Origin of the sequence: Sphingobium sp. DN12, from assembly GCF_051058005.1 — a bacterium.
GTDB classification, from domain to species: Bacteria; Pseudomonadota; Alphaproteobacteria; order Sphingomonadales; family Sphingomonadaceae; genus Sphingobium; species Sphingobium yanoikuyae.
This window is the reverse complement of record NZ_CP173717.1, coordinates 2,458,663-2,480,276: the sequence shown is the minus strand read 5'-3', so window position 1 is coordinate 2,480,276 and position 21,614 is coordinate 2,458,663. Positions and strand designations below refer to the sequence as shown.

Annotated in this window: 12 protein-coding genes; 5 read left to right on the top strand and 7 right to left on the bottom strand. The window is 64.6% G+C overall.

Going from position 1 to position 21,614, the window contains the following annotated elements:
• Positions 1–117 precede the first annotated feature (117 nt).
• Positions 118–819, top strand: a complete 702-nt coding sequence (locus tag ACI6S0_RS11705) for a TetR/AcrR family transcriptional regulator (RefSeq protein ID WP_434403157.1) — start codon at positions 118–120, stop codon at positions 817–819.
• A gap of 60 nt (positions 820–879) precedes the next feature.
• Here the strand turns inward: ACI6S0_RS11705 and ACI6S0_RS11700 are convergent, their stop codons facing one another.
• From ACI6S0_RS11700 to ACI6S0_RS11685, 4 genes are all read right to left on the bottom strand, one after another.
• Positions 880–3,150 (bottom strand): arylsulfatase, encoded by a 2,271-nt coding sequence (locus ACI6S0_RS11700; RefSeq protein WP_434405937.1) that lies wholly within the window; start codon positions 3,148–3,150, stop codon positions 880–882.
• 172 nt (positions 3,151–3,322) lie between these two features.
• Positions 3,323–6,184, bottom strand: coding sequence for a TonB-dependent receptor plug domain-containing protein (locus ACI6S0_RS11695; RefSeq protein WP_434405936.1), 2,862 nt, complete (start codon positions 6,182–6,184; stop codon positions 3,323–3,325).
• 343 nt (positions 6,185–6,527) lie between these two features.
• A complete protein-coding gene (locus tag ACI6S0_RS11690; protein ID WP_434403156.1) occupies positions 6,528–8,624 on the bottom strand; it encodes an acylase in 2,097 nt (698 codons plus the stop codon).
• Between the two features lie 70 nt (positions 8,625–8,694).
• Complete coding sequence (locus ACI6S0_RS11685; protein WP_434403155.1) at positions 8,695–11,412, bottom strand: TonB-dependent receptor domain-containing protein; 2,718 nt, start codon at positions 11,410–11,412, stop codon at positions 8,695–8,697.
• Between the two features lie 317 nt (positions 11,413–11,729).
• Between ACI6S0_RS11685 and ACI6S0_RS11680 the strand changes: the two genes are divergently transcribed.
• The 4 genes from ACI6S0_RS11680 to ACI6S0_RS11665 all read left to right on the top strand — a co-directional run bounded on the left by ACI6S0_RS11680 (position 11,730) and on the right by ACI6S0_RS11665 (position 16,230).
• The gene (locus ACI6S0_RS11680) at positions 11,730–12,329 is read left to right on the top strand and encodes an RNA polymerase sigma factor (RefSeq protein WP_313393808.1); all 600 of its coding nucleotides are present in this window, start codon (positions 11,730–11,732) and stop codon (positions 12,327–12,329) included.
• Positions 12,289–13,290 (top strand): FecR family protein, encoded by a 1,002-nt coding sequence (locus ACI6S0_RS11675; protein ID WP_434403154.1) that lies wholly within the window; start codon positions 12,289–12,291, stop codon positions 13,288–13,290. Before ACI6S0_RS11680 ends, ACI6S0_RS11675 begins: the two co-directional genes overlap by 41 nt.
• 110 nt (positions 13,291–13,400) lie before the next feature.
• The gene (locus ACI6S0_RS11670) at positions 13,401–14,702 is read left to right on the top strand and encodes an MFS transporter (protein WP_434403153.1); all 1,302 of its coding nucleotides are present in this window, start codon (positions 13,401–13,403) and stop codon (positions 14,700–14,702) included.
• 19 nt (positions 14,703–14,721) lie between these two features.
• Positions 14,722–16,230, top strand: a complete 1,509-nt coding sequence (locus tag ACI6S0_RS11665) for a CRTAC1 family protein (RefSeq protein WP_434403152.1) — start codon at positions 14,722–14,724, stop codon at positions 16,228–16,230.
• A gap of 51 nt (positions 16,231–16,281) precedes the next feature.
• On the opposite strand, the gene ACI6S0_RS11660 is transcribed toward ACI6S0_RS11665, so the two are convergent.
• The 3 genes from ACI6S0_RS11660 to ACI6S0_RS11650 form a co-directional block, all read right to left on the bottom strand.
• Complete coding sequence (locus ACI6S0_RS11660; protein WP_434403151.1) at positions 16,282–17,934, bottom strand: alkaline phosphatase D family protein; 1,653 nt, start codon at positions 17,932–17,934, stop codon at positions 16,282–16,284.
• A gap of 11 nt (positions 17,935–17,945) precedes the next feature.
• A complete protein-coding gene (locus tag ACI6S0_RS11655; protein WP_434403150.1) occupies positions 17,946–20,483 on the bottom strand; it encodes a TonB-dependent receptor in 2,538 nt (845 codons plus the stop codon).
• A gap of 168 nt (positions 20,484–20,651) precedes the next feature.
• A complete protein-coding gene (locus ACI6S0_RS11650; protein ID WP_434403149.1) occupies positions 20,652–21,575 on the bottom strand; it encodes a LysR family transcriptional regulator in 924 nt (307 codons plus the stop codon).
• Positions 21,576–21,614: the final 39 nt, after the last annotated feature.

Here is a 21,614-nt window from a genome sequence, read left to right as displayed (position 1 = left end):
CGATGCGCGAAAGCGGGCCGGTGCTGCTAAATTCCGCGCTCCCCGCTTGTCGAAAGGGGCTGGTTTCCAGCGCCATCCGGCAATAATTTGACCTGCAATTGCCGGGAGATGATTGCCTTGCCAGAGTTGAGCGCCGCCAGGAAGCGGGTGCGCCATGCAGAGCCGCCGATGGTGCGGCTCGTCCGTGCCGCCGAAACATTGTTTGCGGCGCGCGGCATCGATGCCGTATCGATGCGCGAGATTGCCACGGCCGCCCGCTGTGGCGACACCAATGCCGTCACCTATTATTTCGGATCGAAGGATGGGCTGCTCGCCGCCGTCTTCGGCGCTCGCGTGGAGCAGATGGATCCGGTGCGCGGCCGGATGCTGGAACAGGCGCAAGCGAACGGCCATCTGCGCGATCCGATGGCATTGCTGGGCATATTGCTGTTGCCGCAGCTCGACCTGAAGGATGAAGCAGGCACCCATCCCTATGCCCATTTCCTGCTGCATTTCGCGACCCAATATTGGTCGCTGACCTCCAGCCTGTTTGCGGCGGTCGAAGACAGGGCGCAGAACCTGTTCCGGGTGATCGGCCATCTGCGCGCGCTGATGGAGGGGGTGCATCCCGACGTCGCGCGCAACCGCATCCTGCTGTGCAACATGATGCTGCAGAGCCTGCTGGTCCGCTGGGACCATATGCCGTCCGAGGATCGCACCGTGCCGCTGGAGGCGCATGTCCGCGACGTCATGATGAGCGCGCGCGCCAGCCTGCTGGCTCCGCCGGGCGAAGCCGAACTGCCGGTGTCGGTGGAGGCCTGGCTGGCGCGCTATTGCTAGAGCATTTTGAAGTCAGCTGGCACAGCGGACGGCTCGCAAAATGCGAAAAGCAAAGGCACCCTAGGGCAGGCTGATATCCACCCGCTCGATCGTCCCGGTGAAGTGGCCGCTGGCCACATCATAGGCAGGATCGACCGGGCTGATACTGTCCTGGCCGACCTCGAAATCCTCGGTGTGCGACACGACGAGCGCGAAGGTGCGGTCGATCCGGCCGCGCGCGACCTCTTTGCCATCCACCAGCAGCGTGGCGGTGGCGCCACTGGTCGGTGCTTCCTGGTCCATGACGAAGCGCAGGCCGATATCGTGCCGCCCCGCAGTCAGGGGCGCGGTGCCGGCAATCCGGCTCATATGGGCCGGGGTCAGATTATAGGTGAAGCTGGGTCGCCCCTTGTCCAGGAACAGGCTGTAGCCGCCGAAGCGGCCACCATGCACGGCGATAACACCCTGGCCGCCATCGGCCGGCACGCTCACCTGCGCGCGGATGGTGAAGGAATGGCCGACCAGGCCCGGCGCTGCGCTCTCTGGAATAGGACCGATCGGGCCATGATAGGTGAAGTGGGCGCGCCCGGCATTATGGTCGGGCCGGCCCTTCTGCCCGCCTTCGCTGCCATGGATCGGCAGGATGCCGGCGGTCGCCGCTTCGGCCCAGAACAGATCCTTGAGCGCGGCAAGTTTTTGCGGATTGGCAGCGGCCAGATCATGCGCTTCGCTGAAGTCCGAGCGGGTATCATATAGCTGCCAGACGCGCTGGTCGATCGGCACGGGCGGCGGCGGCGTGCGTTCCCACGGCGTCACCATCGGCGCGGTCGCGGCCACCCAGCCATCCTTGTAGACGCTCAGATTCTGCGCCATCGCGAACACCTGGGTCGTGCGGTGCGAGGGGGCGTCCTTCGCGGCAAAGCTGTAACCCATGCTGGTTCCGGTGATCGGCTTTTGCGGTACGCCGTCCAATATCTCGGGCGCCTTGACCCCGGCGGCCTCCAGCACGGTCGGCATGATGTCGCTGACATGGTGGAACTGGCTGCGCAGCCCGCCCGGATCCTGGATATGGCGCGGCCAGGACATGACCATGCCGTTGCGTGTGCCGCCGAAATGAGAGCCATAGCGCTTGGCCCAGGGGAAGGGAGCGTTGAGCGCCCAGCCCCATCCGCCGGGGATCAGATTATAGGCATGTCGCGTGCCGATATCGTCGATATGGGCCAGGGCATAATCGGGATTTTCCTTCACCCCGCTCAGCGCCGACTGCTCGAACAGCTTGCCGTCGAAACTGCCTTCCGCGCTCGCGCCATTGTCACCCTGGATATAGATGATCAGCGTGTTGTCGATCTCGCCATTGTCGCGCAGCCGCTGGATGACGCGGCCGATCTGCGCGTCGGCATAGGCGAGCGACGCGGCATAAGCCTCCATATAGCGGGCATAGAGACGCTTCTGGTCGGCGGTCAGGCTGTCCCAGCGCGGCAATGTGTCGGGCCGGGGGGCATCGTCCGTCCCCTGCGGGATCACGCCCAGCCGCTTCTGCCGGGCGACCGTTTCCGCCCGCATCGCGTCCCAGCCGGCATCGAATTTGCCACGAAAGCGCGCCATCCAGTCGGCGGGCGGCTGGTTGGGGGCATGGGCGGTGCCGGTCGCATAATAGAGGAGAAAGGGCTTGTCCGGGGCGGCTGCATGCTGCTCGTCGATCCAGCGGATAGCATGATCGGCCAGGTCATGTTCCAGATGATAGGTGGGATCGGCTGGGGCCTGCACATGCGCGGTATTTTCGACCAGATTGGGTTCGGCCATGCTGCTGTCGGCCCCCAGGAAGCCGTAGAAATATTCGAAACCCAGGCCCGTGGGCCAGCGATCGAACGGTCCGGCGCGGCTCATTTCCCATTCCGGGGTGACATGCCCCTTGCCGATCATCGCCGTGTTATAGCCATTTTCCTTCAGGATCTGGGCCATGGTGCCGGCGCTTTTGGGGATGACGCTGTTATAGCCATCATAGCCGGTCGCCCAGTTGGCGACATAGCCCATGCCCACCGCCTGCGGATCGCGCCCGGTCAGCAGTGAGGCGCGGGTCGGCGAACAGATGGCGGTGGTGTTGAACTGGTTATAACGCAGCCCGGCCTGCGCGAGCGCGTCGAAGGTCGGCGTCGGGATCGGGCCGCCAAAGGTGCTGCTGGCGCCAAAGCCGACATCGTCGGTCATGACGATCAGGATGTTGGGAGCCCCCTTGGCGGCGCGGACTGGCTGAGGCCAGCTGGGCGGCGAGGATTCCGCCGGCGTTCGGCCGTAGATTTTCGCGGCCGAAGCATCGGAGGTCTGGGCGACGGCAGGCGCTGAGAGCGCCATGAGCAGCGCGAGGGAGGATATCGCGCTCAAGACCCCGCTGGACGGGCGACGGACGGGACGGGGCGAAGCATGGGGCAAGGCGACCTCCTTGGACAAAAAAAGAGACGCCGGTTGCATTGGCAGCCGGCGCCCAGGGAGAGAGATACGGCGGCACCAGGCCGCCGTCCGGCTTTCAGAACTTGAAGCGGATGCCGCCCGTGAAGGCGCGGCCCACCGTATCGTAAAGCGCGAAATTGGTGGCGATGTTGACGCCCGGAATGGTGCCAGGGATCAACGGCGGATCCTTGTCGAACAGATTGTTGACGGTGCCGAAGAATTCGACATGGCCATTGGCGACCGGCAAGCGGTAGCTGAGCGTCATGTCGGTATAGCCGACCGCCCCGATCGTCTGGCCAAGGCCGTTTTCCAGCCCGCCGGGGATGCCCAGCTTCACCTTGCCGATCAGTTGCTGGTTGAGGAAGACGCCGACCCGGCCAATCTCGTAATTGAAGCTAAGCGTGCCACGCCAGCGCGGGCGGCCTTCCGGTGTGCTGCTGATCGTGCTGATCCCGGCATATTCCAGCACCGGCGCGGTCGATGACTGCTGGGTCTGATAGCTGTCGAGATAGCTGGCATAGAGGCGCAGGCCCAGATTGCCGCCGGCCAGTTCGGTCCGGTAGGACGCGTCGAAATCTATGCCGCTGGTTTCCAGGAAGGCGATATTGGCGGGGGCCACCCGGATCTGGCTGGGGAAGGATGTCGGCGTGTCGCGGGTGACGAGCGCACATTCGGGCGCGGTGCCGCCGCTCTGGCTGCAATTGTTGACGATCTGGGTCAGGCTCAACGTGCCGATCGCATCCTTGATCTTGATCCGGTAATAATCGACCGACAGGCTGAGCCCCGGCAGGAAGGACGGCGTGATGACCGCGCCGAAGGTCAGCGTGTCGGCCTTTTCCGGTTTCAGATCGGGGTTGCCGCCCGTCACCTGCGGCACATTGGCGGTGATGCCGCTGACCGGATCGACCAGCAGGCTGATCGCGCTCTGGTCGCCGGCGAACAGTTCGAACAGATTGGGCGCGCGAATGTCGCGCGAGACCGACCCGCGCAGCAGCAGGTCGCGGATCGGCTTCCAGATGGCGCCCAGCTTCCAGGTCTCGACCGATCCCGACGTTCTGTAATCGGTATAGCGGCCGGCCGCGTTCAGGCTCAGTTCCTGCGCAAAGGGCTGGTCCTTGAGCAGCGGCACCGCCAGTTCGCCGAACACCTCCTTGACGCTCAGGTCGCCCGACGCCTCGCCGACATTGGTCAGCCAATAATAATAGACCGACGAAGGCACGCCGCGCAGGCCGGCGAAATAAGCATTGCGTTCCGCCGTCGTGTCGAGATCGGCGGGGTTGGCGTTGCTGGTCAGGCGCAGGCTCTGGCGGCGATATTCCGCGCCCAGCGCAACATCGACCGGGCCGGCTGGCAGGTCGAACAAACCGCCCTGGATGCTGGCCGACATGGCGTTCTGCCAGATGCGGGCGCGGTAACGCGACGTGCCCACGACATAGTCATAGCCAGGCTGACTGGCATAGGTGCCGCCGGTGGCCAGCAGATTGAAGGGCTGGCAATTGGCATAGCGGGCTGCGATTGTCGGATCGGCATTCAGGCTGGCCCGGCAGACGGTCTGGCCGCTGCCATTGCGCACGGCATCGGTCGCGGCATAGAAATGCTGCCAATCCCAGACGCCTTCCTGTGCGACCGAGAAATTGGAATCTCCATGGTTGAAGGCGACATTCCATTTCCATTTGTCCGCCAGCGTCCCTTCGAACCCGGCATTGACCATCCAGTAATCGGTGCGTTCCGTCGTGTGGGGGCGCGGCGAATTGGCGCCATAGCGGGCGAGCGTGATCGACTGGCTGGTCGGGGTGAAGGCCGCCTGGAGTTCGGCCGGCAGATAGGGATTGCCGCTGTAGAGCGTGGCGGCCGTTGGCGGCACTAGGCTGTTGGCCAGCGAGGTGTAGGACAGGTCGCCGCGCGAGAAGCTGCCCTGGACATAGCCGGTCACGTCCGGCGTGAAGTCCCAGCTCGCCCGGCCAAAGGCCTGATAGGTGTGCAGCGGGGCGACCGCCTGGGTATCGGGCGAGATCGCATAACCGTCTCCCCCGACAAAATAGCCCGGCGATCCGGTTGCCGTGCCGTTGCTGAACGGCACCAGCGCGCCATTGGCGTCGAAGCGGTAATTGGTGAACGGCCCCGACGTGATCTTGCCATATTCCGACGCGGCGCTGAGCGTCACGCCGGATGCGATCATATAGGGATTGAGCGAGCCGCCCGGCGAGCAGGCGGTGGGATCGGTCGCAGCATTGGGATTGGTGCAGCCGACCGTGCTGCCGACATAGCTGTAGGCGCCACGTCCCAGTTTGCGGTCGCTGCGCAGCATGCCGTTATTCTTGAAAGTCTCGGCGCTCAGCAACAGGTGGCCGCGATCGCCACCGAAGTCGAAGCCGCCGGCGATGCCGAAGCGATAGCCCTGATTGTCGCCGCGCTGCGAGGTAGACCCCTGGGCGACGCCGGTCAGGCCGGTAAATTTCTTGTCGAGCACGAAGTTCACCACGCCCGAGACCGCGTCGGAGCCATAGGCCGCCGAAGCGCCGCCGGTCACCACGTCCACCCGCTGGATCAGCAGGTTGGGGATGACATTGACGTCGACCGTGCCGAGATAGGTGGTCGGCGCCACCCGCTGGCCATCGAACAGGATCAGCGTGCGCAACGGCCCGACGCCACGCAGGTTCAGCACATTGCCGTGCGCCGCGGTGTTGGCGAAATTCATCGAGCTGCGCGACGGGCTGGACGAGTTCTGGAACTGCGGCAGCTTGTTGAGCGCGTCGGGAATGTTGGACGGGGTCGCCTTCACCAGCTCTTCGGTCGATGCGACGGTCACCGGCGTCGGCGCGGTATAGCCGTCGCGCACGATGCGGGTTCCGGTGACGACGATATCCTGGGCTGATGCCTGTCCGCTCTGGGCGTCCGCCGGCGGCGTGGCCTCCTGGGCGGCGGCCGCGCTGGCCATCGTGAACAGGGCGGTACCCGTCAGGAATAATGAAGACGCTCGTCCTCGCATTGCACTTCTCCCCATCCTCTCGGTTTATTTTTATCCGATAGTGCAATTTTGATATTAACGCAGTTGATTGAAGTCAACGCAAATATGCGTGGAGGGTCATATTCTCGGACGGCGAGCGGTCTGGGCAGGGGGCGTGCGCATCACTGAGCCGCAACGCCGGGTTACGACGGCGAGGCTTTGATGGGCGAAGAGGGGTAAAAGGGGAGCGGCTTTGTGCCTGCGCGATGCAGCACAGCCGCATCCATTCGCGCGCGCCGGGATGCAGCACCTGCACCCCGGCGCGCGCTCCTTGTCAGAACGCGGTCTTCTCTTCCAGATGCCCTTCCACGTCAGCACGACTGATCCACAGGGTGCGGAACTTCTTGTCGGCCAGCAATTGCAACTGGTCGCTATTGTGTCGGGAACCGGGCTGGCTGCTATTGCCATAGCTCATCAGGCCCAGGGCCTTCATCGGCGTGCCGAATTCGACCATGGAAACCCATGTTTCGCCATGAACGGGCATGCGCTCGCCATTCTTCATCGGCCCCCAGGTGATGGTGCGAAACACGCCGGTATTGCCGAAGCCACCATTGGCCGGCACGCTGACATCGCCGATATGAAAGCGCGAGACATCGCCGAACGGACGGTCGATCGCGCCGTATAGCTGCTTCGTCTTCGCGACCGCTTCCTTCAGCATGGCGACGGCCGCCGTCGGGTCTTTCAGGCCGCGTGGCGTTTCCAGCGGGTCGTCCAGAGTCCATTTGACGGCATAGTTGGACTGGTCGGTGAAATTCTTGGGCGCGAAGAGGCCGGCCCAGGTTTCGAACAGCAGCGCAGCGCGGCTGTCGGGTTCGAACCGATGGTCCCAGCCCTTGAGCAACGCCGTGGCCGCCTGCACCTCGGCATCGTTCGATCCGGCGGCTGCCGCCAGCAGGTCGGGCAGCATCCGTTCCGCCATCAGCGAGGTGGTGGTCAGCTTGCGCGACACGAAATCGTCGAAGCTGATCTTGGGCGTCTGGCTCATCAGCTTGACCGACATCTGTGCCCGCTGGCTCATCGGCCCGACCGGCGCGACATAGGCGGGGAAGCTCTGGGGATCGAGTGCGCGGGGCCAGGTAGCCAGCCATGGCGGATCATTGGCGTTCTGGACGAAGCCGGTCGCCGGATCGAGCAGCTTCGGCATGTCGTCATAGCTGTGGACATCCTTCCACAGCGTCGCCGAGGTATCGCCCGGCACCGGCGCCGACCAATATTTGAGGTCGCCGCTCGCATGCTTGGGCAGCAGGCCGTTGTCGAGATAGAGGATATGGCCGGCGCGGTCGGCATAGATGATGTTGAACATCACCACCTGCATCTTGCGCAGCGCCTTTTCGAACGCGCCCCAGTTGCGCGCCTTGCCCATCTCCAGATATTGCTCCAGCACGCCGGGCCGATCGAGGCCGGCGACCTTGAGCGCGACCGTCGTCTTGCCGTCAGGCAGGGTGAAGACCGGGCCATGGACCGTGCTCTTCTGTTCGAAGCTGACGCTCTTCAGCGTGCCGTCCGCCTGCTTGACCTTGTAGCTCTTCGCCACCGTGTCGAACGGCAGCGTCTTGCCGTCGAAGCGATAGCCATCGCCTTCCAGCACCAGCTTGTAGCTGGTGAAGCCCTGCATCGTATTGACGGTGTTGGTGAAACCCAGATCATTGTTGAAGCCGAAGCGCAGCACTGGCAGGCCGACCTGCGTCGCGCCGTAGATGGCCAGGCCCGGCGCGGTGATCTGTGCCTCATAATAAGTAAGCTGGCTCGGCGCCCAGGGCAGATGCGGGTTGGCGAGCAGCATTGCCTTGCCGCTGGCCGAGCGCGAAGGCGCGACCGCCCAGGCGTTCGACCCGCCGGCCTCGTTGATCGACGGATCGGTCAGCACCTTCCGGTCGGATGCGATATAGCCGAAATTCATCAGCCGCTGGGCATGGGCGATGATGTCGACGCCCCGGAGCGGTAGCACGACCTTCACTTCCGGCGCGATTCTGTCGGGATGGGCGGCGGCATAGGCATTCACCCCGGCTGCAAAGGCTTCGAGATTCTTCTGCATTTGCGGCGTCTGCTGTCTGAACCACTGGGCGGAGCGGGCCGGCACGTCATTGGCGACCAGCCATTTGTCCTGGCTCTCATATTTCTCGCCCCAATATTCGGCAGCGCGAGCGCGGCTTTCGCCATACATGCGCAACAGCAGGTTGCCGTGGCTCTGGGCCTGGGCATAGCCAAAGCCGTAGAAGCCGCCTTCCTCGGTCTTTGCGTAGATATGGGGCACGCCGAAACTGTCCCACAATATTTCGCCGCCGCCCCAACGGGTGGAGGGGGCCGCTACCGAGGCGGTCATCGCGGAGGAAGCAGCCAGGGCCGCCAGCCAGATCGTCATATGGCGCATAGCCATCATTCTCCCGTCAGTGCAGAAAATGCGCCGCCCGGTGCGGAGCCGCGCCTTGGTCGGTGATGGATCAGAAGCTCAGGCCTACGCGGCCATAATAGAAGCCGCCGGTGAACCCGATCGGCGAGGTGCCGGCATAGAGCCCCTGGCCCAGCGTGGCGCTGACGTCGCTGGCCCGGTTCTTGTCGGGATAGACGTTGAAGATATTGTTCGCGCCGATCGCGATGTTGACCAGTGGCGTGACCTGCCAGCTGGCCTCCAGGTCGGTGATCCACTTGGCACCATAGCTGCGATCATTCGGATAGGTGGTCACGCCATTGCTGGTGACGCCGTTCTGATAGGATTTGAAGCCGCCGAAGCGCGTCAGGCGCGACGAAAGGGTGAAGTCGCCCATGGTGGCGAGGTTGCTGATCGACAGTTTGGTGCGCGGCAGATTGTTGGTCATGTTGCTGCGACGCGCGCGATCGAACAGGACATAGTCGCTGCCCAGCGCGGCCAGTTCGGGCGGATTGTCGATGATGTGGGTGATCTTGGTCTTGTTGTAGTTGAAGCCCAGATTCCACTGCATGTTCACCGTGTCGAACAGGCCATGTTTGTAGGATGCGACGACGTCGATGCCGCGGGTGCGGGTGTCGATCGCGTTGGTATAATATTGCGCCGTCAGCGTCCGCGCTTCCGCTTCGGGTACGCCGCTGGCGATCAGGATGTTGGAAATCGCCGTGCCCGTCAGCGTGCTGGTGATGGTGATGCGATCATCCACATCGATCTGATAGGCGTCGATCGTCAGGTTGAAATTGGGGAGCGGGGTCAGCACCACGCCAGCGGAGATGTTGAACGACGTTTCGGGCTGGAGCGGTTTGGCGCCCAGCGCGATCGCCGCCGGATCGTCGACGGCCAACGTCTTGATCTGCAGCAACTGGTTGGGAACACCGTTGACGGTGCGGAACTGGTTGGTCGTCTGGGTATAGATTTGCTGGGCGACGGCCGGCGCCCGGAAGCCGGTATTGGCGGCAGCGCGGAAGGCGATCCAGTCGGTCGCCGCATAGCGCCCATTGACCTTCCAGATCAGCGTGTTGCCGCTGCCATCGTCATAATGTTCGAAGCGTGCGGCGGCGCCGATCGTGATGTCCTTGTTGGGATCCCACGCCACGTCGGCATACAGCGAATAATTGTCGCGGGACATATAGGCCGCGTCGCCCGGCTGGAAGCCGGCCGAGCTTTGCGCGCCCGGCGTCATGCCCGACACGATCGCCGGGCCTACGGCATAGCTGGCCTCATCCCCGGCGAAGGTCTGGTAGCGTTCATGGCGCTGCTGCGCGCCGGCCGACACCTGCAGATTGCCGCCGCCCACATCATAGCCGCGGGTCACGTCGAGCGAGGTGACGAACTCCGAGGATTTGAGCGTGCCGATGTAGAATTCGGTCGGGCTGAGCGTCCCCAGCGAAGGGTTCAGCGTTCCTTCCGACGATTGGCGGGCGCGATTGCGGCCATAGCCGGTGGAAAAGTCCCAGTCCCAACCCGCGACTTCGCCCTTGGCGCCGACGGTGAGTTCGAAATCCTCCTCGTCGATCATGATATGGGGGCGATAGCCGTTGGGGTAGATGCCCATGACATTGTTGATGTCCTTGGGGTAGCGATAGCTGTACCACAGGTCCGACCGCCGCTGGCTGTAGGTGCCGAAGGCGTAGAGTTCGACGCCGCCCAGATCATATCCGGCATTGAGCGCAGTATTGATGCTGCGCGAGGGCATGACGCCATAGCTGGTGGTGACGATGCGTTCGGTGCCGACCGCGGCTGCGTCGCGCGGATCGAGCTGTCCGTTCACCAGCGGATAGAGGCAGGTGGTGGTGGCCGTGACCGAACAGTCGGCCAGCGGCAGCGCCCGGTTCGACATTTCCTGTTTCTTGAGGTTGAGCGACAGGTTGGCGAAGCCATTTTCGCCCAGCTTCATCCCGAAATTGAGATCGGCCTGATAGAGTTCGCCGTCGGAGCGGTCGAAATTCTGGCCGGCGGTGAAATTGGCGGAGCCGCCGTTGCTGTCATCCTTCAGGATGATGTTGATGACGCCGGCGATGGCGTCCGACCCATATTGGGCCGCTGCGCCGTCGCGCAACACTTCGATATGATCGACCGCGGCGGTCGGGATCATGTCAAGATCGGCCGGAACCGAACCGTTGTAGAGCGTCGACACCGCGTTGATGAGCGAGGTCTTGTGGCGGCGCTTGCCGTTGACCAGGATCAGCGCCTGGTCGGGATTGAGACCGCGCAGGCCACCGGTCGCGATGACGGTGGAAGTGGCGCCGCCCGCCCGCACCGGCAGGTTGAAGGATGGCACCAGCGTGTTGAGCGCCTGGAACACGCCCGCCTTGCCGGTGCGGGTCAGATCCGCACCCGAAATGACGTCGATCGGCGTCGGGCTGTCGGTCACGGTACGGGCCTGGCCGCGCGACCCGGTCACCACGATCGCCGGGCCGGGGGCTTCCTCGGCCGCGGCGGTGCTGGCCTGTTGCGGTGCGCTGGCCTGCATCGCGAAGGGAAGGGCGGTGATGCCCAGGCTCGCGACTTCGACGGCGCGGCTCTTGTGCGCCTGGGCGCTCAGCGACAGGGCAATGACATTGTTGTTCGACAGCGTGATCTTCAGCCCCGATCCGGCGATCAGCCGCTGCAACGCGACATCGGGCGCCATCTTGCCGTTGACCGACTGGGCATGCAGACCGGCGACCTGGTCATAGGGAAAGAGAAGCTGGATGCCAGACTGCTTGGCGAAGAGCGTCAGCGCCGTCTGCATCGACTGGGCCGGAATCTTGAACTTCGCCGGCTCCGCGGCTGCCGCCGACTGGGTGCTGAGGGCAACAACTGTTGCGACCGCGCACAGAGAAACGTTCCGAAAATTACGCGACATCATATCCCCCGTGAAATGATTGGGCTGCGAAATTATTTGCCCTTCGGTGGTGGATACGGAGGCCGATCGCGTTTCTGCTAACGACGCTTAAAAATATCTCATTTTTGTGACGAGGGGGCCTTCGCTATCGGTCTGGCACTGCCTCGACGCAGCGCCGGATCGGGCGCGCCGGAGGGGAGAATGATAAGCACAGGGGGACGAGCGTGGCTGTGGATGTGGACTCGATCAGGGCAAGGCTGGATTGGTTCAAGCAGGCCATCCTGCCCCATGAGGGCGCCTTGCGCTCCCGCCTGCGCCGGATAGTGTCCCATCGCCAGGATGTGGACGACATCGTGGCCGAATGCATGACCCGCGCCTATGCGAATGGCGACATTCACCGCGCGCAGAGCGGCAAGGCCTTCCTGTTCCAGATCGCGCGCAACCTGCTGATCGACGAAGCCCGGCGCGAGAAGATCGTATCGCTCGAACTGGTCGCCGAACTCGACGTGCTCCAGACTGACAATTCGACCGAGGAAGCGCTGCACGCGCGCGACGAGCTGCGCCATCTCCAGGCCATTCTCGACACGCTGCCGGCGCAATGCCGGCGGGCCTTCATCCTGCGCCGGGTCCATGAGAAATCGGTCAAGGAGATAGCAGAGGAGATGCAGCTATCCGTCTTTACAGTGGACAAGCATTTGACGCGCGCGGCTGTGAAGATAATGCAAGCCATCGGACAGTTTGAGGGTTCTGGATTTGGTTGGTCGCTACAGAAGCGCGGAGGACATGCAGGCGATCGAGGCCGAAGCGGCTCGTCTGTATCTTAAGGCGCGGGCGAGCGACGCCCCGGAAGACTGGAATGACGCCTATGCCTGGGTGGCGCTGGACCCTGCCCATGGTTTCGCCTTTGCCAAGGCGGAGGCCGGCTGGGAACTGACCGAGCGGCTCAATGAGTTGCCCGCCAGCCAGCAGGACGAACCTGCAGCGCCGGCAATCGCGCTGCCCGACGATCCCGCCCCGGAAGAACCCGTTGCCGAAATCCGGCCGCGACTGGTCGGCCGGCGTGGCCTGCTCATCGGCCTGGCGACCGCAGCCGCCGCGATCGGCGTCGCCTCCACCGTCGCGCTGCGCCTGCTCGGCACGGTCGATCATTATCGCACGGCCCTAGGCGAAACCCGCACGGTGCAGCTTGCCGACGGCTCCCGCATCCATCTCAACACCAACAGCTCGGTCGAGGTCGCCCTGCGCGACGACATCAGGCAGATCACCCTGCTGAAGGGCGAGGCACAGTTCGACGTCGCGCATGACAAGAAGCGGCCCTTCATCGTCAATGCCGACGGGACGCTGGTGCGCGCCGTGGGCACGATGTTCAACGTCCGCCTGCGCGCCGATGTCACCGAACTGACCGTGATCGAGGGGATCGTGGCGGTGCGCAACGGCGACTCCGCCGTCCGTCGGATCGAAAGCGGGCGCAGCGCCGCCGTGCGCAGCGGCAGCATCGCCGTCACCCATCTGGAACCGGCCAAGATCCGGCAGCGCACCGCCTGGCAGGCCGGCATGGTCGAGTTCGAGGGCGACACGCTCGCCCAGGCGGTCGAGGAGTTCAACCGCTATCGCCCCACCCCGCTGGTGATCGGCGATCCGGCGATCGCCAGCCTGCGGGTCGGCGGTGCCTTCCGCCTCGACCGGTCGCAGGATTTCGTCGACGCGCTCGAAAGCGGCTTCGGCATCCGCGCCGTTCCGGGCAGCGACAATTCGATAATCCTGGTGTCTGCCGACGGCAATTAGAGCCTGTCTGGGCATGCGCCTCTGGCGCATCCGCATCGAAAATGCGCTCTTCCGCGCATTTTCTAGTCAGCCTTTTAGCAGAACGCACCGGGCCGTCCGTATCAACGGGGATGGAACATGTTGCGTCTCTCTCCCCAGCCAGTCTTTCCCGCCAGGATCGCCTGAAATCCATCCTTGGCGGATCGATCGGCAATCTGATCGAATGGTATGACTGGTATGTCTATTCCGCCTTCACCCTCTATTTCGCGCCGGTCTTCTTCCCTTCGGACGATAGCACCGCCCAGCTGCTGAATGCGGCGGCGATCTTTGCCGTCGGCTTCCTGATGCGGCCGATCGGCGCCTGGGCGATGGGCATCTATGCCGACCGCAGGGGGCGCAAGGCGGGTCTCACCCTGTCCGTCATGATGATGGCCGGCGGATCGCTGATGATCGCCGCCATCCCCGGCTATGCCAGCATCGGCGTCGCCGCGCCGGCCCTGCTGCTGCTCGCGCGCCTGATGCAGGGCCTGTCGATCGGCGGCGAATATGGCGCCAGCGCCACCTATCTGTCGGAAATGGCGCAGAGCGACCAGCGCGGTTTCTTCTCCAGCTTCCAATATGTGACGCTGATCGCCGGCCAGTTGCTGGCGCTCTGCGTCCTGCTGCTGCTCCAGCTTTTCCTCACCGAACATCAGCTCGAAAGCTGGGGCTGGCGCGTGCCGTTCGTGATCGGCGGGGTGATGGCGGTCGGCGTCTATCGCCTGCGCCGGGGCCTCAAGGAAACCGAAGCCTTCGAGGAAAGCGCGGCGGTCAGCGAACAGCCCCACTCCAGCGGCCTCAACCTCATCCGCCGCCATCCGCGCGAAGTGCTGCTGGTCATGGCGCTCACCGCCGGCGGCACGCTCGCCTTCTATGCCTACAGCACCTATATGCAGAAATTCCTGGTCAACAGCGCCGGCTTCGGCCGCCAGACCGCGACCGCGATCATGGCGTCGGCGCTGTTCATCTACATGCTGCTGCAGCCCATGGCCGGCTGGCTGTCCGATCGCATCGGCCGCAAACCGCTGCTGATCGGCTTCGGGATCAGCGGCGTCCTGTTCACCACCGCGATCTTCACGGCGCTGGAACGCGTCACCTCCTCCTTCGGCGCCTTCCTGCTGGTGCTGGGCGGCCTGGTGATCGTCACCGGCTACACCTCGATCAACGCGATCGTGAAGGCAGAGCTGTTCCCGGCCAATATCCGGGCACTGGGCGTCGCGCTTCCCTATGCACTGGCCAACACCCTGTTTGGCGGCACCGCCGAATATGCCGCGCTCTGGATGAAGCATGCCGGGATGGAAGGCGGCTTCTACTGGTACGTCACCGCCATGATCGCGGTGTCGCTGATCGTCTATCTGCGCATGCCCGACACGCGCAAAACCGGCAAAATTTGACAGGAAGAGGGGAATATCCATGCCATCGCTGAACCGGACGCTTTGCCATATCCTGCCGCTGATGCTGCTGTGCCAGCCGGCAACGGCGCAGGATGCGGCACCGCCTGCCGAGCCACCCTTCACCTCCATACAGCCGGGCGATTTCGCCATCGCCGGATCCCTGTCCAACAGTTGGGCCGACTTCGACAATGATGGCGACCTCGATCTCGTTGTCTCGCTCAAGGGGGGCGATATCCGCCTCTATCGCAATGACAATGGCACGTTCGTGAACGTCGGGCCGGAACTGGGACTTCCCACATCCGGCCCGGAAATGCGCGGCGTCGCCTGGGGCGATTATGACGGCGACGGCTGGATCGACCTGCTGGGCGGGGCGACCATGCCGGGCGAACAGAGCCTTGTGTTCCGCAACGAAGGCGGCAGGAAGTTCACCAATGTCGCGCCCGAACTGGGACTGACCATCCCCAACCGTTCCGCGCGCCAGACCAGTTGGGTCGACTATGACAATGACGGCGACCTCGACGTCTATGCTGCCAATCGCATCGGCCCCAACAGCCTCTATCGCAACGACAAGGGCAAGTTCGTGCAGGTCTTGGCCGGCACCGGCGTGTCGGATAGCCGGCCGACCGTGGGCGCCTGCTGGTTCGACTATAATCGCGACGGCTTTCTGGACGTCTTCCTGGCCAATCAGTCAGGCGCGGCCGATGCGCTGTGGCGCAACAATGGCGACGGCAGCTTCACCGATGTCGCGCCCGAACTGGGCCTGGACAATCCGGGCCGTTCCAAGGAGGAAGGCGGTGTCGGCTGCGCCGTTGGCGACTATGACAATGACGGCTATCTTGATCTGTTCGTGCCCAATTATGGCGTGAATGCGCTCTACCATAATAATGGCGACGACACCTTCACCAACGTCGCCAAGGAGATGGGGGTCGGCATCGACAATCATGCCGTCGGCGCGGTGTGGGGTGATTATGACAATGACGGCTATCTCGACCTCTATGTCACCTCCTATCATGGCCCGCGCGACCAGCAGCAGCCCAGGGACAGCCTCTTCCATAATGAAGCGGGCAAGGGCTTCCGCCAGGTTCTGGCCGAAACGTCGCAGCTCAATGTCGGCGACCATGGCGTGCAATGGGTCGATTATGACCGGGACGGTGCGCTCGATCTGTCGGTGATGCGTGGCTATACCAGCCAGGGCGGCCATTTCCTGTTCCACAATGATCTGGACCGGGCAGCGGCCAGGCGCAGCCTGTCGGTTACGCTGCTCGACGCGAAGGCGCGTTTCACCCGTATGGGGGCAGAAGTGCGCCTCTATGACAAGGCCGGCAACATATTGGCCACGCGACAGCTGTCGACCGGCGACGGCTATAATTCGGAGAATGCGGCGCCTCTGCATTTCGGCCTGAAAACCATGGACGCGGTCAAGGTCGAAGTCACCTGGATGAGCCGCAAGGGGCGCAAGATCCAGACCTTGCCGAACGTCGATCCGGCGAAATATGCGGGTAAATCGCTCGTCATCAGGGAGCGGTAAGTCTCGCGAGATCGGGGGCTGCGGGCAGGGCATCCGCAGCCCCCGACGCTTTCAGGTCGCGTCGAACCGGGTGGCGCCGGCTGGCAGCGAGACGCGCTTGAGCGTGCGCGCCTCCGCTTTGGGCGCATAGATGGTCGACATGGCGATATAGTCGCCGGTCGCCTTTTCCCGTGTCAGCGTCAGCAGGATATAGCCCTTGGCGCGCTGGTCGCAAAAGGCGACCTCCGGGCTTGCCTGTTGCAGCAGATCGCCGATCGGCATTTTCGGCAGCATGTCGCCGATCGACGGGCTGCTGATCGATGATGTGCCAAATTCCACGCCGATGGCATTGCCCTGTGCGTCGGCCAGTTGATTGGCCCAGAAGGCATGGCTGTCGCCGGCCAGCACCAGCGGATGGGCGCCGGCCCGGCGGATACTCTGGTACAGCCGCTCGCGCGCGGCGGGATAGCCGTCCCAGGCATCGAGGTTGAAGGGCAGGCCGGCGCGATAGCCCGCTTGCGCCAGTTCCACCTGCGCCCGCACCGACGGTTCCAGCGTCGCGATCATGGCCGCGGCCTTTTCCGCGCCGAACAGCTTGGCGAGGTCCGGGCCGTTGACCCGCGCCATCACCACCTGATTGCCCAATATCTGCCAGGGCGTGCCGGCCTTGACCGACGCGGCCAGTTCCTTTTCCAGCCAGGCGCGCTGCGGTTCGCCCAGCATCTCGCGGTCCGGCCGGTTGCGTTCGGCCAGCACCGCCGCGACTTCCGATCGGCCCGGCGTCTCGCCCTTGAATCCGGCCTGTTCGCTGCGGGCGAGCAGGCGCGTCTCGACCATCAGCAGGGTGGCGAGATCGCCAAAGTCGAAACGGCGGTTGATCGCTTCCCAGGGATCATTGCCCTGCGGATCGCGGATCGGCATCCATTCGAAATAGGCCTGCATCGCGGCCGCCTTGCGCTTCGCCCAGTCGCCCTCGGTCGCGGGCTGGTGATTTTCCGCGCCGCCGATCCAGCTGTCATTGGCGGTTTCATGATCGTCCCAGACGCAGATGAAGGCGGCACGGGCATGGGCCGCCTGCAGGCTTCTGTCGCCCTTGTAATGGGCGTGGCGGGTGCGATAGTCGGCCAGCGTCACGATCTCATGCGCGGGTTCCAGCCCGCGCCCGATCTTCTGGCCGATCTCCGCGCCATAGCCGTCGGCGCCATATTCATAGATATAGTCGCCCAGATGCACGATCGCATCGATCCGGTCGAGCGCGGCGATCGAGTCATAGGCGGTGAAGAAGCCGCCGGGGTAGAGCTGGCAGGAGACCACCGCCAGCACCGCATCGGCCGAGGCGCCTCTGGCTAGGGTGCGAAAGCGGCCGACCGGCGATGGCGTGCCGTCCGTCAGTTCGAACCAGTAATGATAGTCATGGCCGGCCTTGAGCGTGCGCGGCTCGACCTTGACCGTGAAGTCGCGGGCGGGGCGGGCCTGCGCCGCGCCGCTTTCGACCGGCTTGCCGCCGGCGCTTTCGGCGACATGCCAACGCAGCGCGATCGCCGCCTGCTGCGCCGGGTCGGCCGGGGTGACGCGGGTCCACAGGATCGCGCCGCGCTCGGTCGGGTCGCCGCTGGCCACGCCATGGACGAAGCTGGCGGCGGCTTGTGTCGCCGCCATGCCGATGCCGGGGAGGGCGGCACCCGAGCCGATCAGGCCCAGCGCCGCGCGACGGTCAAGCTTCATGCTGTCCTCGCTCATTGCGCACCGCCAAAGCGGAAGCTGGCCGACACGCCATAGAAGCGCGGCGCCCCGCCGATGAAGGTCGGCATGCCCAGGCTGTCGCCGGTATTGCCCGCATCCATGATATATTTCTTGTCGAAGGCGTTCTCGATGCAGCCCTCGATCCGCCAGGCGCCACCGGGCGCTTCATAGCCAAGCCGCGCATTGACCAGCGCATAGCTGCCCTGCCATTCGTCCTGGATATTGTCGGCGACCAGAGCGGCGGGCGGCTGCTGCAGGTCTGGGCGGTCATTGTCATCGTCGAAATAGGCCTTGGACTGCCAGGTGACGCTGGGCGTGAAGACGATGCGGCCGGGGCCGGCGGGCAGGGAGGCCTGCGCACCGAAGGACGCGCTATGGTCGGGCGACAGGCGGAAGTGGTTGCCGTCGCGCACGCCCGTCTTGAAGCGGCTGTGGTTATAGGCATAGGTCGCGAACAAGGTCAGCACGTCGCTCGGCACCCAGCGCAGCTGGCCCTCGAAGCCATAGCTTTCCGCCTTGCCGGCATTGGTCAGGACGAACTGCGTGCCCTGCTGCACCGTGGTCTGGAAATTATCATATTGGTAGAAGAAGGCCGCCCCATCGACGAACAGGGTGCGGTTCATCAGCGCGGTCTTGGCGCCCAGTTCGAAACTGTCGACCGTTTCGGAGTCCAGCACGGAAAAGCGGGTGGCGCCCAGCGGCGCGGACGGCGCGCTGGCGGCCAGCACTTGCGGGCGACGGCCACGGGCATAGGTGGCATAGAGGCTGGTGTCGGTGCCCGGCTTGTAGCGGGCGGTCAGCCGCCAGGAAAAGCCGCCATTGCTGAGCGTGTCGCTGTCGACCCCGCCATTGCCGGCGGTCGGCTGGGCGCCGAGGCCGAACATCGGCACCGGATAGGCGGCCGAGGTCGGTATGTTCGCCGCGCCGGGCACGGCCAGCGCCTGCAGCAGCGCGGTGCGCACCGCCGCCGGCTGGCTCAGCGCGCCGATCAGCCCGCCCAGGATCGAGCGGCCATTGTCGACCGACGACATATAGGTGCTGCGCTTGTCGTCATGGGTGTAGCGCAGACCGCCGCCAAGCTCGAACTGATCGGACAGGCGCAGGGTCACGTCGCCGAACAGGTCGAAGGCGCGGGTGCGCGCGCCATTGGTGGTGCTTTCGAGATGGTTGGACTTGAGGTTGGCGGCGATCGCCTGGGCCTGCGCGCTCGACAGCGCGACGCCATAGGCGCTGGCGACACCCTGCAGCAGCGCGCCGGTGAAGGCGGGGCTGGCGAGCAGGGCGGCCGGCACCGGATCACTCGCGGCGCGGCCGGGGATGGCACCGCCGCCGTTCAGCGCGCCGGCCAGCCGAGCGAGGGTGGCGCGCTCGTCAAACTGGGTGGGAACGCGCTGCGTGCCATTTTCCCAGAAATAGCTGCCGCCCAGGAATGCCGTGATCGGGCCGCTGTCATAGGTCAGGCGGAATTCCTGGCTGAACTGGCGACCGCGCGCATCTTCCGCCGCGGTCAGCATCGGCAGGGAAATGCCGTCCGCGTCGAAGATTTCCAGCGCGTCGAAGCGGCGGAAGGCGGTGGTGGACGTGAGGTTGAACTGGTCGTTGAGCTTCAGCCTGGCGATGCCGGTGACGCCCCAGACCTGGCGATCAAGGCCTAGGCCCTTGCCACCCTCGAAGCCATCGGCCGCTGCCAGCGCGGCGCCGCTGTTGCGGCCGCGATCGCCGATCACCACGCCGGTGGCCGGATCGGTCGGGTTATAGGCGATCGACTTGAAGCCGGTGCCGCTTGGCGTGTCCTTCTGATAATTGCCGATCAGGTCGAAGCTCAAATCGCCCTTCTCGCCATGGAAGCTGCCGCGCACCGCCTTGGTGTCGGCGGAGTTGAAGTCGGCGCCGCCCAGCAGGTTTTCGGTATAGCCGTCGCGCTTGCGGATGCGGCCGGCCAGGCGGATCGCCATGCCTTCGCCGATCGGCGCATTGACCATGCCCTCGGTCAGCCAGCTATTATAATTGCCATAGGAGACCCGGCCCGCTGCTTCGACATTGTCGAGCTGCGCCTTGTTCTGGATGATGTTGACCGCGCCGATCAGCGCACCGCGACCATAGAGGGTCGATTGCGGCCCCTTGGCGATCTCGACCCGCTCAATATCGAACAGCTCGACATAGGAGCCGCGCGACTTGGAGATGGAGACGCCATCCTGATAGACCGACACGCGCGGTTCGTTGCTGGCGGTGCCGCTATCCGACGTGATGCCGCGCATCACGAAGCCGGGATTGTTGGGCGACTGGTTCTGGACGTCGAAACCCGGCACGAAGCGCGACAGCGCGTCGAACTCATAAAGGCCCATACGGTCCATCTGTTCATTGCCGACGACGCTCAGCGCCATCGGCACGTCGATCGGGTCCTGTTCGCGCAGCTGTGCGGTGACGATGATCGAATCGGCCGACGCGGCATCGGGCGTTTCGGCATGGGCGGTTGCCGTAGCGAAAACGGGCAGGCTGATAGCGGCCAGAGCAAGAGAACGGAAGTGCATGATATTTCTCCCCTTTCGGCGCTCGGGTAGGAGGGGAGTATGAAGCGCGCATGACAGTGATGCGCAGCTTATATGACGGCGGCACTGGACGCGCTCTGCCGTCATCTGGCACCGACCCGCATCAGCCGGCAACTGGTCCGCCGCGGGGATATATAGGCGCCGCCCGGCTCAGGCCACCAATACAGGTCGCGTCAGCCGTTCCGCCAGGAAGTCCACGAACACGCGCAGCCGTGCCGGCACATTGGTGCCGCCCAGGAACACGGCATGGATCGTCTCGATATCGCCCGGATTATAGTCTTCCAGTAATGGCACCAGATCGCCCGACGCCAGTTCGGGCTGGACGCTGAACCGGCCGACCCGCGTGATGCCGACGCCATCGGCCGCCAACTGCCCCAGCGTCTCGCCATTATTCGCCTCGATCGTGCCGCGCACGCTCAGTGCATAGTCACGCCCGTCCTTGCGGAAGGGCCAGACCGGTTCGGCGCGGCGAAAATTGAAGTTCAAGCAATTATGGTCGTGCAGATCCTCCGGCACGACCGGCGTGCCATGCCGGGCGAGATAGGCCGGGGAGGCGACGATGACGCGGCCATTTTCGCCCAGCTTGCGGGCGGTCAGCGGACTGTCGGCCAGCGGGCCGAAGCGGATCGCGACATCGGCCTGGCCGCCGGCAATGTCGACCAGCCGGTCGCTCAGGCTGATGTCGACCAAGATATGCGGATAGAGCTGGGCAAATTCGCCGAGCAACGGCACGATGCACAGCCGGCCATGGGAGTGGGCAGCGCTGACCCGCAGCCGCCCGCGCGGCGCGCCGCGATCGGCGATCGTCTGTTCCGCCTCGTCCAGATCGGCCAGGATGCGGCGCGCGCTGGCCAGGTAGGCCTGGCCCTCCGCCGTCATCGTCAGCGCGCGGGTGGAGCGCAGCAATAGCCGCACCCCCAACCTGTCCTCGATCCGGTCGACCGCGCGGCTGACCGCCGACGGCGTCAGCCCGAGGACTCGCCCGGCGGCTGAAAAACTGCCCTCGGCCACCACGGTCGCAAAGGTTTCCAGCGCCCGTGCCCGATCGGCATGAAAGGGTATCTTTTCATCCATTGCAAAGATCCTTCGCCTTGCGGCCCTCTAAACGCGGGG